We start from the raw sequence: 15,049 nt of genomic DNA, 5'->3' as shown, positions 1-15,049 counted from the left end.
GCTGTGGAGACTTCACCTTCCGAACCGTCTTTCGACACGATGGTTCGGGCGATAGCAGTTCGCCGGTGATTAACAGGTAGCGGTTCGCGTTCGATGGCCACGGGCGGCACCCTGTCTCTCAGTCAGGGTAGACATTGCTCGATGACGTCGGCAGCGTGTGCTGTGCCTCCTGCGCCAGCGATCGCGCGCCGCAGGTGGTCGACCCCGTCCATGATCGCCGGGTCCTTGACCATGAGTTCGATCGCGGTCCTGAGCGCGCCGGGGTCGGCGTGCTCGTCCGCCAGTCGCGTGCCGAGTCCAAGCTGCTCCACGCGCAGCGCATTGGCCTCCTGTTCCAGAGTCTGCGGCGCGGCGAGCACGGGCACGCCGTGGCTCATCGCCTCCATGACCCCGCCCATGCCTCCATGGCAGATCATGGCCGTGGCATGGGCGAGCACGTCGAGCTGCGGGACGAACCGCCGCACCTCGACGTTGCCCGGAACCCGGCCCAGCGCCCCGAGGTCGATGCGCTCGCCGACCCCGAGCACCACGTGCCAGTCCGTGCCGCCGAACGCCTCGACGCAATGCCGGTAGAAGTCGGGCCGGTTGTTGTAGACCGTGCCGAGGGTGACCAGCAGCACGTCACGGTCGCGGGGCGGCCGCCACCGCAGCGGCGTACGCCGCAGGCACGGCCCGACGAACCGGTACCCAGGCCCGAACAGCTCCCCCGCGTACTGGAACGAGCGCGGGTAGAACGCCAGGTGCGCCTCCGGCTGCGGGCTGAGGAACTGTGCCGGGTCCAGGACCGGGCAGTGCTCGGCCAGGAACGACTCCAGCCGCGACTGGTAGATCCCGAGGACCGGGTCGGCGGGGTCGAAGGCGGCCAGCGCCTGGCCCATCGACCAGTGCTCGTTGGACACCAGCATCGGCCACAACTGCACGGTCGGCACGTCCAGCCGGGCGGCGAGCACCCGCCCCGCGAACGCCATCCGATCGAAGACCACCAGATCAGGCCGGTCGTCCCGGTACAGCGGCGCAAGCTGGGTGTACGTCGCCTCGGCCTCTTCAAAAAACGCCAGCAACGTCTGGCTGATGTACCCGTCCCGGGCGGGCGCACACAGCGTCGGATCATGGTCCAGCGGCCGCAGCGACCGATACGGCCGCACGACAGCACCCGCCGCCTCGACCACCGGCCGGCGCTCCTCGGTCGTGCAGTACGTCACCCGGTGCCCGCGCCGGGTCAGCTCCTCCACCACCGGCAGCGTCGGAAACACGTGCCCGATGGCCGGGATGTTGAAGAACGCGATGTGCCTACCCACGGGACACCACCAGCTCGGACAGGCGATCGCCCGGCCGGGCGACCACGGCGGACAGGATCTGCTCATACCGCCGGGCCATCGCCTCGACGGTGTCCGGCCGGAAAAGCGCCGTGTCGTACCGGATCCCCGCGCGCAGCCCCGTCTCGTCAAGCCGCCAGATGTCGAACACGAGGTCGTGCAGCACCTTGGCGTGCCCGTGCGGGAAGCCCTCGACCTCCACCGGCCCGAGCCGCGACAACGCGGCCGGAGTGTCGTTGCGCATGCTGAACACCACATCGAACAGCTGGGTCCGCCCCGGCTCACGGGGCACACCGAGCGCCGCGATGACCCGCCCGAGCGGCGCCGACTGCCGCTGCAACCCCCCGATGACCGTCGTCCGCGTACGTCTGAGCAGGTCGCTAAAGGTCGGGTCACCGGTCAAGTCGGCCCGCAGCGCGAGGGTGTTGGCGAACAGCCCGACGACCGGCTCGAACTCGGCGCGCACCCGCCCGGCGACCGGGGTGCCAACGCAGAAGTCGTCCTGGCCGCTGCGTTCGCCCAGCAGCACCTGCAGCGCGGCCAGCAGCACCATGAACGGCGTGCAGCGGGCAGCGCGGGACAGCTCGACGACCTTTGCACCCAACTCCGGGCTCATCTGATGCAGATGCTCGGCGCTGTGCGCGGACTTCTCCGCCGGGCGGGGCAGGTCGGTCGGCAGTTGCAGCTGCGGTGCCCCGGCGAGGCGCTCGCGCCAGTACGCCAGGTCGCCGGCCTGGTCCTGCTCGGCCTGCCACAGCGCGAAGTCGCCGTACTGCAGCTCCAGGTCGGGCAGGTCGGGTTTGGCCCCGTCGAGCGCGGCGACGAAGCCGGCGCGGATCTCCCGGCCGACGATGCGCAGCGACGCCCCGTCGGCGAGCAGGTGGTGCATGGTGAAGCACCACACGTGGTGGTCGTCGGCCAGCCGCAGCAGGCACGAGCTGACCAGCGGGTCCGCGGTGAGGTCGAGCAGCCGGTGGGTACGGCCCGACAGCAGCTCGGCCGCGCGGCCTTCCCGCTCGTCCTCCGGGAGCCCGCGAAGGTCGACGACCTCGGTGTCGATCCCGGCGGGCGGCAGGACCACCTGGACGGGTTCGCCGTCGCGGAGCACGAAGCCGGTGCGCAGGCTCTCGTGCCGGTCGACGACCGCGCTCACGGCCGCCTGCCAGGCGGTCACGTCGAGCGGGCCGCGCAGCCGCCAGTTGAGCACCAGGATCGGCGACGCGTCCCCCGGGTACGCCGTGCACAGGTACCAGAAGCGCTGTTGCAGCGCGGACAGCGGCAGGTGTCTCATAGCCGGTCAGCCACCATCCTGGTGATCGCGTCGAGGGTGTCCGATCCGGACCCGAGGTCGATCTCGACGCCGAATTCGAGGTCGATGGCGTCGATGAGCCGCAGCGCGCCGAGCGAGTCCAGGCCCAGGGCGCGCAGCGAGCCGCCGGTCAGGGCCTGGCCCGCGGTGACCGACCCGCCGGTGACGTCCTGGACGAGCGTGGCCAGCCGCCCGCTCAGCTCGGCGCTCACGACTGCTCCCGCAGGTAAGCGGCGATGTCGGCGATGGTCGGGGTGTCGAAGAAGACCTCCAGCGGCACGTCCTGGCCGAGCTGCTGCATGATGCGCACGTTGATCCGGGTGATCGTCAGCGAGTGCCCGCCGAGGTCGAACAGGTCCTCGTCAACGCCGATGTCGTCGACGCCGAGCACGTCCTGCCAGATGCCGCGCAGCACCTCGACGAGTTCGTCGGAGCCGCCTACGGCAGGTTGAGCCGCCGGCGCGCGGACCGGGGCCGGTTCGGGCAGCGCGGCCCGGTCGAGCTTGCCGCTGGGCGTGACCGGCAGCCCGGTGAGCACCGTCCACGAGGTCGGCACCGTCGCGGCGGGCAGCCGGGTCGCGAGGTGGCGACGCAGTTCGGCGGCGTCGGGTGCGTCGCCGCGAGCGACGATGTAGGCGGCCAGGTCTCCGCCGCGCAAAGCCACCGCCGCCTGGGCGATGGCGGGATGCTCGCGCAGGTGAGTCTCGATCTCCTCCAGCTCGATCCGGTGCCCGCGCACCTTCACCTGGCTGTCGTTGCGCCCGCCGAAGGCGATGCGGCCGTCGGCGGTCCAGCGGCACCGGTCGCCGGTGCGGTAGAGCCGCCCGCCACCGAACGGGTCGGGGCCGAAGCGCTGCTCGGTGAGGTCGGGGCGGCGCAGGTAGCCGTCGGCAACGCCGTGGCCGCCGATGCACAGCTCGCCCCATACGCCGATGGGCAGTGGGCGTCCGTAGTCGTCGAGGATGTAGGTGCTGGTGTTGGCGATCGGGCGGCCGATGGTGACGGTGTCGGGCTCGGCGGGGATCTCCTCGGCGGTGGACCAGATGGTGGTCTCGGTGGGGCCGTACACGTTGACGAGCCGGGCCACCCGGGCGCGCAGTCTCCTGGCCAGGTCGAGCGGGAGGTTCTCGCCGCCGGCGAGCGCGGTGACCGAGGACCGGCCGTCGAAACCGGCCTCCAGCAGCACCTGCCAGCCCGACGGGGTGGCCTGCACGTGGGTGACGCCTTCGCGTTCGATCAACGCGTTGACGGCCCGGCCGTCCAGGTTGCCGGACTCCCCCGCGATGACCAGGCGGCCGCCGGTGACCAGCGGCAGGAACAGCTCCAGGCCGGAGATGTCGAACGACAGCGGGGTGAGCCCGAGCCACCGGTCCCCCGGCCTGCTGCCGACCGTCTCGGCCATGCCGAGCAGCAGGTTGGCCAGGGCGGTGTGCGGCACGACCACACCTTTGGGGCGGCCGGTGGTGCCGGAGGTGTACATGACGTACGCAGTGCCCTCGGGTACCTCGCCGCCCGCCGACGGGGCCGGGACGGCGTCGAGGTCGTCGAGGACCAGTGCGGGCTGGGCGTCGGCGAGGATCAGCTCCTGCCGGGCCACGGGATAGGCCGGGTCGATCGGCACGTACGCGGACCCGGCCCGCATCACGGCCAGCATCGCCACCAGCGCCTGCCGGCCACGGGGCAGCCGGATCGCGATGAGCGCGCCCGGACCCGGCAGCCGAGTCGCCAGCTCGGCGGCGGCGGAGTCCAGTTCGGCGTAGGTGAGCCGGTGTTCGCCGTCGACGACCGCGATGTCCTGCGGGCGCAGCCGGGCCTGGGTGGCGAACAGCTGGGCCACGGTGCCGCGCTGCTCGCGGGCGGTGTCGTTCCAGCCGTGCAGGACGGCGGCGAGTTCCTCGTCCGGCATGACCGCCATGGCCGCGACGTCGGTGTCCGGGTCGGCGGCGACGGCGGCGAGCACGGTGCGCAGGTGCTGCCCGATCCGGTGTACGGCGGCGGTCGGCAGGTGGGCGGGGCTGTGCTGCAGGCTCACCGCGAGGTCGCCGTCGGGGCCGTCGACGATCTGCAGGTGCAGGGCGTTGCGCGCCGCGCCGTGGAACAGCGACCAGAGCACGTCCGTGGACAGGCCGGGGAAGGCCGGAGCGGGGCCGCGCCGTCGGTAGCCTACCGACACCGTGGTCAGCGACGGCGCGGCCCGCAGGCCGCCCGCGACCTGGGCCAGGGGCACGGTGCGATGCCGGTACAGCTCACGCAGCCGCGAACGTAGGTCGTGGGCGTACTCCCGGAACCGCCCGTGGGCCGGGGCCACTCCGATCGGCAGCTCGTTGACGTGCAGCCCGATGCGCGCGGCGGTGTGCTCGTCGCGGGTGGACAGTCCCACCCCGACGGGCAGGCCGGTGTTGCCGTACCGCGCCAGCAGGACGTGGATCGCGGCGAGCAGCACCTCGAAGCGGGTGAGGCCGGGGACGTCGACGGGCGGCACGGCCAGTTCGACGGTGTGGCCCGGTTCGGCGGCGGCCGGGGTGCCGGTCAGGTCGGGCAGCACGGCTTCGCCGACGCCGGTCCAGTGGTCGGCCCAGTAGGCGCGGGCGGCTTCCACGGCCTGGTCGCCGGGTTCGGCGGCGGCCGTTTCGGGCAGCGGCGGCAGGTCCGCGCCGCGGTAGGCGGCGGCGAGGTCCTGGAGCAGCAGGTCCTTGGACATGCCGTCGAAGACGAGGTGGTGGGCGGTGAACAGGAGCAGGTGGCGGGTGGCGGACTCGCGCAGCAGCGTGAACCGGGCCAGGGGGCCGCGGCTCAGGTCGTACGGCCGGGCGATCTCCTCGCGCACCAGCGCGTCGCTGTGCGGCGCATCGCTCAGGGTGATCTTCTCGGCGGCGGGGACCAGCCGGGGCAGGTCGCCGTCGAGGACGACCGCGCAGGCCAGGGCCGGGTGTCTCGTCACGACGGCGGCGCAGGCCTCGCCGAGGGCGTGCCGGTCCAGCTCGCCGTCGAACCAGACCCCGAGCGCCATGTGGTACGCGGTGCCCGCCACCGCCGCCTGCTCGGTGAACCACACGCCGTGGCTGATCGGATTCACGCGCCACCTCCGGTGCCGGCTGGGAAGAGTTTCACCAGCTGTCGTTTGAGGACCTTGCCCGCGTCGTTGCGCGGGAGCTGATCGAGCACGAGCAGGTCGCCGGGCAGCTGGTGGTCGGCGAGCCGCTCGGCGAGGAACGCGCGGATGCCGGGCAGGCCGACCTCGCCCGCGTCGGGCCGGGCCACGATCGCCGCCGCGAGGCGTGCGCCGAGCACCGGGTGCGGCACGCCGACGACCGCGGCCGCGGCGACGGCGGGGTGCTCGTGCAGGACGGCCTCCACCTCCAGCGTGGAGATCTTGTACGCGCCCGACTTGACCACGTCGCTGTCGCGGTCGGACAGGAACAGGTGGCCGCCCTGCAACCGGCCCAGGTCGCCCATCCGGACCCAGCCGTCCTGGAACGTGTCCCGGGTGGCGTCGTCGTCACCGAGGTAGCGACGGGCGTGCGGCGAGCGCAGCCACACGTGGCCGACCTCGCCGTCGGGCAGCGGCGTGCCCTCGGCGTCGGTGATCCGCACCGCGCCGGTGGTCACCCGGCCGACCGCGTCCGGGTGCGCCGGGTCGAAGATCATGTTGGTATGGGCGGGAGCCGCCTCGGTGGACGTGTAGTGGTTGACGATCGCCGCGCTCGGAAACGCCCGGCTCAGCCGCAGGGCGACGGCCGGCGGCAGCGGCGCGGCGGTCGAGCCGACCAGGTTCACCCCGGACAGGTCGAGGCCGTCCAGCGCTCCGGAGTCGAGCAGCTCGATCGCGGTCGCGGGCACCAGGAAAACGGTGCCGACCTCGGTCAGCCGCTGGGCGAACCGGCGGGGCGTGAACCGCGGCAGGGTCAGCGCGGAGGGGCGCGCGGTCAGGGCGTTGATCAGCATCGTCTGCGCGGCGTTGGTGCCGATCGGGAAGGCGTGCAGGAAGCGCCGGGAGTGGGCCAGCGCCAGGCGCTTCGGGTGCGCCGGTACGCCGTCGGTGAGGTTGGCGTGGGTCGCGGCGACCGCCTTGGGCTGCCCGGAGGTGCCCGAGGTGAACAGGATCTGGGCGATCCCCTCGGGACGGGCGTCGTCGGCCGGGTCCGGCGCGCCCGCCTCGACCAGCGCGTCCACCTCCGCGCGGCCGCTGATGACGAGGTCGGATCCGCAGGCCGCGAGCAGCTGGGACAGCCGGGCCGGCGGCAGCTGGTCGGGCAGCGGCACGGCGACGGCCCCCGCGCGCTGCACGCCGCAGTACGCCACGGCGAAGCCGGTCCAGTCGCGCCCGGCGAAGACCAGCCCGACTGCCGCGCCCGGGGTGACGCCCCGGCGGCGCAGCGCAGAGGCGAGTGCGGAGGCGTCACGGTCCCACTGCTCGAAGGTCAGCGTGTCGACGCCGGCGACCTCGATGGCGACGTCGGCGGGGTTGCGGGCACGCCGCCACGCGAGCAGCCCGGGGACTGTCCGGCACGGTTGAAGCGGGGGTTCGCCGATCCCGGGCATGGGAGAACGTCTCCTAACGCGACCTGGAAGCGGGGATCGGCATCTCGCCCGCATGTATCGACCCGAGTCTGCATCCGGGGGGCGGCGGGCAGGGATCGGCCGAACGGAGGAAAGCGCTTTCCGTCATCGACGTCCTACGCTGTCGTGATGTCCGCCCACGGCCACTCCACCGACACCGCGACACCGGCCGCCGCGATCGCGCACGCCACGCAGGCGACCGCCCCCTTCACCGGCCCCGCCGACCCGGGCGCGCCGCTCACCTGGGGCCAGCGGGCGCTGTGGATCGCCATCCGCCGCCACGGCGCCGCCCACGCCATGTTCAGCCTGCGCCGGGTCGTCGCCGCCCCGCGCCGGACCGCGCTCGACGTGCCGACGGCGCTACGGGCGGTAGGCGCACTCGTCTCCCGGCACAGCTCGCTGCGCACCCGCGTGCAGGAGGTCGGCGGGCAGTTGCGCCAGGTCGTGGCCGAGCGGGGCGAGCAGCCGGTGCTGGTGATCCCGCTCGAAGAACCGCCGGGCGACGGCGGCGCGGCACTCTCCCAGCAGGTGGCCACCGAACTGGCGGCCACGCCGTTCGAACACGACCGGGAGTGGCCCCAGCGGTTCGCCCTGCTGGTCGCCGACGGGCAGGTGCGGCAGATCGTCGTCGTGCTGAGCCATACGACCGTCGACTTCCGGGCCGCCGAACTCGTGCTGCGTGACCTGCGCCTGCTGCTGGTACGCGGCGAGGTGTCCGCCGCCCCGCCCGCGCAGTCGGCCGACATCGCCCGGCTGGAGGACGGCGAGCGCCTGCGGCGGCGCTGCGAGCGGGCGGTGCGCTACTGGCTCGACAGCCACCACCGGCTGCCCGCCGACACCCTGCCCACCGTCGGACCCGCCCGCTCACCCCGCTTCCAGCGCTGCGTGCTGACCTCGGCGGCCGCCGACACGGCCGCGCGGGCCGTGGCACGGCGCGAGCGCGTGTCCAGCTCGACGGTGCTGCTGACCGCGGTCGCCGGGGTCATCGCGGCCTGGTCCGGCCAGGACACGTGCGGGATCTACACGATGGTCAACAACCGGTCCGCCGACGAGTACCGGGAGGCGATCTCGAAGCTGAACCAGCTCGGCCTGCTGGTCATCGACCTCGCCGACCGGCCGTCGTTCAATGCCGCGCTGCCCCGGGTCTGGCACGCGGCGGTCGAGGCCTACCGGCACGCCTACTACGACCCCGAGCGCATGGCTGCGGCACACGAGGCGGCCGGGCTGCCGTACGCCACGGGGGTCAACAAGCACTGCTACTTCAACGACATCCGGCTCGCGCCCGAGGCCGACGCGCCCGGCGACGACCTGGACGAGGCCGCGCTGCGAGCGGCCCTGGCGAGGAGCAGTTTCGCGGTCGCCGAAGGGCTGGACACGTTCACCTGGCTGATCCGGGTGGAGGTGATCGACGCGCCCGGTGGCATGGGCCTGGCCGTCACCGGCGACACGGCATACCTGCCTCCGGACGTGGCCGAGCGGTTCCTGCGCGACGTCGAACGGCTGCTGGTCGACGCGGCGCTCGGCGTGCTCGCCTGGCCGTGGTCCGGCCCTCGGCTCGCCGAGCCCGTTGCGCCCGCCCGCGCCGCGTGAAACGATGCTCGGCAATATAAGCCTCTCTATATAGGAGGTTGTCATGGTGCGTGCGCTCCGCCACGTCGCCGCTCGCCTGATGGGCAGGTCACAGGTCAGCGGCCGGTACCCGTACTGGTTCTACAACTACCCCGAGTAGGCCGACCCCCGCCCCGAAACCCGGTCGCAGGACCTCGATCCGGGGACCTGCGACCGTAGGGAGAACGCGATGGCGCGGGCCGAGCAGCGCACCCGGCCGCCGGGGCCGCGCGGGCACTGGCTGACGGGCAACACGCCCGCGTACGACGACGACCGCATCGGCTTCCTGCGCCGCACCCACGCCGAGTTCGGCGACGTGTTCGCCTTCGACGAGCGCACGGTCTTCGTGATCGATCCCGAGGTTGCCCACGATGTGCTCGCCCGGACCAACACCGACTTCCTCACCGAGCTGGCGCCGTTCGACGCCCAGCCCGACCTGGGCAGCGCCGCCGCCGAGGCCGGGGCCTGGATGTCCGCGCGCCGCACGGTGTGGCCCGGCCTCAACCACACCGCCGCCGCGGCCGCCGACGCCCGCACCGTGGAGATCCTCGACGAGCTCGCCCGGCCCGCCACCACGCATGAAGTCGACGTCCTCCCGCTGGCCCGCGCGTTCACCGCGTACGCCGTCGCCGACTACTGCTTCGGCCGCGACGCGGCGGGCCTGCCGGAGCTGCTGGCCGACAACCTCGACATCACCGAGCCGTTCACCGCCTCGTCGTACCAGTTCCCGGCCTGGCTACCGCTGCCCCGCCACCGCCGCTTCTTCCGGGTCCACCGGCACACCGTGCGGACGCTGACCGACCTGGTCCGGCGGCGGCGTGGCGAGCCCCGCCCAGCGACGCCGCGCGACCTGCTGGACTTCCTGCTCGACGCCGACCCGGCGATGCCCGACGGCACCGTGATGGCCACACTGCGCGGCATCCTCATGGGCGGGCACGGCATCCCGGCGGCCGCGATCGTGTCCATCGTGCGCGAGCTCGCGCTGCGCCCCGAACTGGTCGCCGACCTGCGCGCCGAGGCGGGCGACGCCCTGCCCGCGGCCCGGCTGCCGCTGGCCGAGGCGGTGGTCAAGGAGGTGCTGCGGCTGTATCCGCCGGTGTGGCTGATGACCCGCACCGCGCGCACGGCGACCACGCTGGCGGACTGGTCACTGAACCCCGGCGACGAGGTGCTGCTGAACCCGTACCTGATCCACCGTGATCCGCGCTGGTGGGAGCGCCCGGACGAGTTCGACCCGGGCCGGTGGCTGACCGGGCGGCCCGCGCCCCGGATGGCCTACCTGCCGTTCGGCGCCGGACCACGGGTCTGCGTCGGCTCGGCCCTGGCGATGCGACAGCTCACCCTGACCACCTCGCGACTGGCCCAGGCGTACACCGTCGAGTCGTCCAACGCCGCCTCGGCCGCCCCCAGGTTCCTCGGCCGCCTCGCCCCGGCGAACCTGCGCGCCCAGCTCTCCCCAACCGGCCGCTGCCCCATGGCATGAAAGGAAGGGCACCTTCACAACGCTATGCGTTGTAGAAGGTGCCCTTCCTTTCCTCAGGTCAGAGTTTGCCCGCGCCTGCGCCGGCGGTGACGGAGGACTTGACCGTGGCGGAGCTCTGGGCGGTGTAGGCGTACGGGACCGCGGCCACCGAGCCGTTGGTCTCGCACGGGCCGGACGCGGTGAGCAGGTTGTCGCGGGCCACCAGGCGGCCCGGGTCGGAGTCGGCGTAGCCGCTGGCCGACCAGCACGCCTGCACCACGTTCTCGAACACGTTGCCCTCGACGAGCACCCCGGCGTTCATCGTCGAGGCGATGCCGTACGACGAGGTGTTGTTGTCGATGTTGGAGTAGTAGTTGTTGTAGACGTGGACCGTCTCGCCGAAGCGCACCCGCGGGTTGCGCTCGAAGGTCCGGTCGAACCAGTTGTGGTGGTACGTGATCCGCAGGTGGCCGACGTCCTCACCGGAGTTGCCGTCGGAGTGCCCGACCAGCGAGTTCTTCCAGTGGTTGCGCAGGATGTTCCACGACACCGTGATGTAGTCGCCGGCGTGCGTGATGTCGACCATGCCGTCGTAGAAGTCGACGTCGCTCTCGATGGTGCTGGACATGGTGTTGTGGTCGATCCAGATGTGGGTGGCGTTCTCGATCTGGATGGCGTCGCCGCCGGGCACCCCGCGGATGTTCAGGTTCTGGATGATCACGTTGGCCGGGTGCATGTCCTCGATGTTGAGGGTGGTCCCGGAGATGCCGGAGTTCGCGCCGACACCCTGGATGGTCTTGTTCGCGGTCACCTCGATGGTGCCCGATCCGCTGAGCATGCCGTTCACCAGAATGGTCCGGGTGCCGGCGGCCTGGGCCTGGGTGCGCAGGTCGGCCCAGGTGCTCACGGTGACGGTGGCCCCGCCCGCGCCGCCGGTGGTGCCGCCGGCCTGGGTGGCCCAGCCGACGATCCCGCCCGGGGGCGGCGGCGGGCTGGTGCTCGGCGAGGGCGGCGCGGACGGTGAGGCCGACGGTGACGCCGGTGGTGAGGCGGGTGTGGTCGGCGGCGTCGACGGGCTCGGGCCGGCCGCGTCGGTCGCCAGCACGTCGTCGAACGAGCCGGCCGTGTAGTTGGCCAGCAGTCCGGCGCGGCCGGTGGCGTAGGAGCCGTCGGAGACCGACACCACCTGGGTGCCGTTGACGGAGCCGACCAGCGAGCTGCCGGTCGCGCTCAGCGACAGGGTGTACCAGGTGCCGGCCGCCGCGGAAAACGGCGCGGAGGCCAGCGTGGTGGTGCTGCCCTTGCGGATCTGGACCGCGGTGGAGGTGAGCACGAGGGCGTAGAAGTTCGACGTGCTCTGCACCCGGGCCGCCACGCCGATGCCGCGCGAGGCCGAGTTGCTGAACGTGTTGGCGCGGACCTTGGCCGACACCGTTGCGGTGGACCAGGACGTCGAGCCGGACAGGGCTTTGGCGCTGGCGCCGGTGCTCGACTGGGAGTAGGCGCCGGACGACACCGACCAGCTGCCGCCCGAGGTGCTCCAGCCGGTGGCGTTGCCGTCGTTGAAGTCGTCGGACAGTAGCGTGGCCGCGTTGGCGGCCGCGCCGATGGTCAGGACCAGCGCCGTGACGGTGACGCTGACGGCAGCGGCCAGGGCGCTGCGGGCGCGCCTGCTCCGCCGGAGGGGGACGTGCGCTTCCTGCACTGTGGACCTCCCTGTGTTGGAATGCGCTTTCCGCCAACATAGGAAGGTACATATATGTCAGTCAATGGCCTGGATTTGCAGCTTTGTTGCATTGAATGTGGCAAAACGCCCATAGCCGACTGTCGGCCGGCCCTCATTGGATAGCTATTGCCAACTTTGCGGCGTGGGTGGTTGTCCCTCCGTTCGCAGGATGGGGACGATTCTATGGCAAGCGCTTTCCGGTAGCCACCGGTCGCGTGCCGCCACTGAGGTGGCCGGCAGGCCGTTCGGGACCGGGCGCGCGGCAGCCAGCGCAGCGGCCTGACAGGGCAGCAGCGGAAGGACGGCGACTACCTCCGGCCGCCGTCGGCCACATGTCCGCGTGCCCGTGCCGATAGGGGCCCGGCCCGGGCACACCGCGAATGCCGGCCGTCAAGTGATCACGACGACGGCCCCATCGGTCGCCATATCGGCGATGATCGCTTCACCGTCGCTCAGTGCAGCCAGCCAGGTCAGCTTGTGCCGGCCGGGTGGGGTGTCCGGCGGAACCCGTCCACGCAGAGTGAACCGCATGCTGCCGTGCGCCGCGATACTGGTGGGGGCACACGTGATGCGTCGCCAGGCATCGGTCGCCTCGGCGGCGAGGCCGAGCCGGTAGACCGGGCAGGAACGCAACTCGTAGTCGCGGGGAAAGGCGTTGTCGATCCGCACCGTGTAGGTGAAGTCCTGTCCGGCACGCAGAGTCGTCGGTGCCTGGACGGTGGCGTTCAGGGGCGCGTAGTCCAGAGGCGGCTCGACGAACCATGGGCTCACGTCCGCGCCGCACACATCGGTCAGAACCCGGAACTCAGGCAACTTCAGCTGCCTGGTGCCGACGGTGAGGACGAGAGCGCGGTATGACCGGGGGTTCTGCCCTTCCGGACAGGTGGTGGCCGCGCGGATATGGATGCGGGCGGGCTCGCCGGGATCGACGGTGGCCGGAAACTGGCGGCTGATGCGATCGTCGAGCGGGCCGACGCTCACGGCGGTGATCGGTTCGGACATTCCGGTCGCGACGTTCGTACCGGACAGTTGCGGTGTGCCGGACAGGGTGCAGCGCTCGCTGTTGTTGGGCCGCAGCGCGAACCCGGTCGACGGTCCCCAGGGCGCGGACTGGACGATCCACTCCAGCGACTCGACCCGGTCCAAGCGGCACGGCTGCCGGTCGGCGCGGGGGGAGCGACGCTCGATCAGCGGCTCCGCTGCCTGCTCGGTGGCGTCGACCGTGGCGAGGGTGGTCGGTGGCGGGGTCGTGGACCGGACGAGAGGTTCGGTAACGGCCACGCCGATCAGCAGTACCGCCGCGGCGACAGCCGCGACCGACCTGTTGCGCCTGCGGCGGGTGATGCCGTGCTCGACCCTTGCCACCGGGTCGGGCCAGCCGGGCACGGGGGGCGGTCCGGCGTGCATCGCGGCGCGGAGGTCGTCCTCGATCGTCTGCGGGTCCATGGTCACAGGGCACCTTCGCTGGCCAGTTGCTGGTGAGGATCGTCGGTGAGGTCGCGGCGCAGCCGGGCGATCGCCCGCGACGCGGTGCTCTTGACCGTTCCTGCCGAGCAGCCGAGCGTCTCGGCGATCTGCGCTTCGGAATAGTCCAGGTAGTAGCGCATGACCATCACCGCCCGTTGCTGGCGCGGCAGACAGGAAAGCAGTCGCATCAGTGATCCGTCGGAGGGCTCGGCGTCAGTCACGCTGGTGTCGGGGGCGTCGCTGACGAGCTGTTCACGGCGCAGCGACCGGACGCGGTTGAGGTAGCGGTTGGTGATGATCCGACGCACGTATCCTTCGGGGTCGCCCTGCCGTTCGATGCGCCGCCAGGCCATTCCGGTGCGTTCCAGCCCGTCCTGCACCAGGTCCTGCGCGAGGTGCGGATCGCCGCATAGCAGGTACGCGTATCGCAGCAGCGCCGCATGTCTGTTGCGCACGAATTCGGCGAACTGTTCGGGCGCCGCCCATCTCATCACGAACCCAGGACACCGCAGGGGCAGAGTTGGTTGTCACGCGTACGGCGCGCTGCGCTCACGCGGCCTCTGCCAGGATTCGCGACTCCCCCGTCTGCCTCGGCGACGGGCGGCCGGACGAGATCCGCGCACGCCGAATCGCCTGAACGCATACACCGGGACGCGGAGATGTCCGCGTCCCGGCTTGCTCGGCACGTCAGGCGAACGCCTGCGCGTTCTCCCGACACCACTGGGCGAACGTGCGCGCCGGTTTGCCCGTCACGTCCTGCACGGTGGGCACGACGGTGTATCCCACCTCCGGGGTGTTGCCGTATGCCCAGATCAAGAAGTCGATGATGTGCGGGGCGAGACCCTCGCCGGCCCACTTGTCGCGAGCCTGCGCCTCGGTCAGCTCCTCCAGCCGGATCTCCCGCCCGATCGCCTTGCCGAGCAGCTCGACCTTGTCCGCCACGGTCAACACGTCGGGGCCGGTGACGGTGTATACCTGACCGCCGTGGCCGTCCTGGGTCAGCGCCGCGGCCGCAACCGCGGCGATGTCGGCCTCGTGCACCATCGCGCTGCGGCGACCGATGAACGGCTCGCTGACCACGCCGTCGCGGACGGCAGGTGCCCACTTCAGCGCATTGGCCATGAACTCCACCGGCTGCACGACCGTCCAGGCCAGGCTGCTGCCACGGACCGCCTTCTCGACGCCGTTGTCGGCGTTGCCGCCGAGCACGGTCACCCGCTTCACCCCGGCCCGCTCGGCCAGCTCGACGATGTCCGCGCCGGTCTGCAGCGGCTCGTAGCCACCACCGTCGAAGGTGATCAGATGCATGGCGTCGACGCCCTCCAGCGCTGCGCCGAGGCCGGCCGTATCGGTCAGGTCGCCGACGACCATCTGCGCTCCAGGCAGCGTGGCGGCGGGGTTGCGGGTCAACGCCCGTACCGAGTGTCCCTGCTCGACAAGCTGCGCGACGATCTGACGGCCCACGGTGCCGGTCGATCCGGCGATCAGAATTCTCATACGCAGAACGCTAGTGTGCTGCGCCGGAAATCCGTTGTAGATATCTGGCGAGGGAGTCGAGGATTTCCTCGGCAGACTTTCTCCATACGAATGGCTGCGGGTTG

Annotated in this window: 11 protein-coding genes; 2 read left to right on the top strand and 9 right to left on the bottom strand. The window is 71.9% G+C overall.

The window, feature by feature from the left end:
• Positions 1-122: 122 nt before the first annotated feature.
• The 5 genes from AB0B66_RS30380 to AB0B66_RS30360 are packed head-to-tail and all read right to left on the bottom strand — an operon-like array spanning position 123 to position 7,167.
• Positions 123-1,298, bottom strand: coding sequence for a macrolide family glycosyltransferase (locus AB0B66_RS30380; protein ID WP_360536379.1), 1,176 nt, complete (start codon positions 1,296-1,298; stop codon positions 123-125).
• A complete protein-coding gene (locus AB0B66_RS30375; RefSeq protein ID WP_360536377.1) occupies positions 1,291-2,607 on the bottom strand; it encodes a condensation domain-containing protein in 1,317 nt (438 codons plus the stop codon). The genes AB0B66_RS30380 and AB0B66_RS30375 overlap by 8 nt, the downstream gene beginning before the upstream one ends.
• Entirely contained in the window at positions 2,604-2,837 is a 234-nt protein-coding gene (locus AB0B66_RS30370; protein ID WP_360536375.1) for a phosphopantetheine-binding protein, read from the bottom strand. Before AB0B66_RS30370 ends, AB0B66_RS30375 begins: the two co-directional genes overlap by 4 nt.
• Positions 2,834-5,701, bottom strand: coding sequence for an amino acid adenylation domain-containing protein (locus AB0B66_RS30365; protein WP_360536373.1), 2,868 nt, complete (start codon positions 5,699-5,701; stop codon positions 2,834-2,836). The genes AB0B66_RS30370 and AB0B66_RS30365 overlap by 4 nt, the downstream gene beginning before the upstream one ends.
• Positions 5,698-7,167: a class I adenylate-forming enzyme family protein gene (locus tag AB0B66_RS30360; protein WP_360536371.1), complete on the bottom strand. Its 1,470-nt coding sequence runs from the start codon at positions 7,165-7,167 to the stop codon at positions 5,698-5,700. Before AB0B66_RS30360 ends, AB0B66_RS30365 begins: the two co-directional genes overlap by 4 nt.
• Positions 7,168-7,314: 147 nt before the next feature.
• Between AB0B66_RS30360 and AB0B66_RS30355 the strand changes: the two genes are divergently transcribed.
• Both AB0B66_RS30355 and AB0B66_RS30350 read left to right on the top strand, forming a co-directional pair.
• The gene (locus AB0B66_RS30355) at positions 7,315-8,775 is read left to right on the top strand and encodes a condensation domain-containing protein (RefSeq protein WP_360536369.1); all 1,461 of its coding nucleotides are present in this window, start codon (positions 7,315-7,317) and stop codon (positions 8,773-8,775) included.
• Between the two features lie 208 nt (positions 8,776-8,983).
• Positions 8,984-10,276 (top strand): cytochrome P450, encoded by a 1,293-nt coding sequence (locus tag AB0B66_RS30350; RefSeq protein WP_360536367.1) that lies wholly within the window; start codon positions 8,984-8,986, stop codon positions 10,274-10,276.
• A 58-nt stretch (positions 10,277-10,334) separates the two neighbouring features.
• On the opposite strand, the gene AB0B66_RS30345 is transcribed toward AB0B66_RS30350, so the two are convergent.
• From AB0B66_RS30345 to AB0B66_RS30330, 4 genes are all read right to left on the bottom strand, one after another.
• Positions 10,335-11,960, bottom strand: a complete 1,626-nt coding sequence (locus tag AB0B66_RS30345; RefSeq protein WP_360536365.1) for a pectate lyase — start codon at positions 11,958-11,960, stop codon at positions 10,335-10,337.
• A gap of 411 nt (positions 11,961-12,371) precedes the next feature.
• Positions 12,372-13,427 (bottom strand): hypothetical protein, encoded by a 1,056-nt coding sequence (locus AB0B66_RS30340; protein WP_360536363.1) that lies wholly within the window; start codon positions 13,425-13,427, stop codon positions 12,372-12,374.
• A gap of 2 nt (positions 13,428-13,429) precedes the next feature.
• Positions 13,430-13,939 (bottom strand): SigE family RNA polymerase sigma factor, encoded by a 510-nt coding sequence (locus AB0B66_RS30335; protein ID WP_360536361.1) that lies wholly within the window; start codon positions 13,937-13,939, stop codon positions 13,430-13,432.
• Positions 13,940-14,135: 196 nt separating this feature from the next.
• Entirely contained in the window at positions 14,136-14,945 is an 810-nt protein-coding gene (locus AB0B66_RS30330) for an NAD(P)H-binding protein (protein ID WP_360536359.1), read from the bottom strand.
• Positions 14,946-15,049 lie beyond the last annotated feature (104 nt).

Origin of the sequence: Catellatospora sp. NPDC049111 (genome assembly GCF_040648615.1) — a bacterium.
Taxonomy (GTDB): Bacteria; Actinomycetota; Actinomycetes; order Mycobacteriales; family Micromonosporaceae; genus Catellatospora; species Catellatospora aurea.
This window is presented reverse-complemented; position numbering and strand designations above follow the sequence as displayed.

Bases quoted from the DNA above. Each gene is read 5' to 3' on its own strand.
- AB0B66_RS30375 (WP_360536377.1), bottom strand. From the start codon at position 2,607: ATGAGACACCTGCCGCTGTCCGCGCTGCAACAGCGCTTCTGGTACCTG.
- AB0B66_RS30360 (WP_360536371.1), bottom strand. From the start codon at position 7,167: ATGCCCGGGATCGGCGAACCCCCGCTTCAACCGTGCCGGACAGTCCCC.
- AB0B66_RS30355 (WP_360536369.1), top strand. From the start codon at position 7,315: ATGTCCGCCCACGGCCACTCCACCGACACCGCGACACCGGCCGCCGCG.
- AB0B66_RS30350 (WP_360536367.1), top strand. From the start codon at position 8,984: ATGGCGCGGGCCGAGCAGCGCACCCGGCCGCCGGGGCCGCGCGGGCAC.
- AB0B66_RS30340 (WP_360536363.1), bottom strand. From the start codon at position 13,427: ATGGACCCGCAGACGATCGAGGACGACCTCCGCGCCGCGATGCACGCC.
- AB0B66_RS30335 (WP_360536361.1), bottom strand. From the start codon at position 13,939: ATGAGATGGGCGGCGCCCGAACAGTTCGCCGAATTCGTGCGCAACAGA.
- AB0B66_RS30330 (WP_360536359.1), bottom strand. From the start codon at position 14,945: ATGAGAATTCTGATCGCCGGATCGACCGGCACCGTGGGCCGTCAGATC.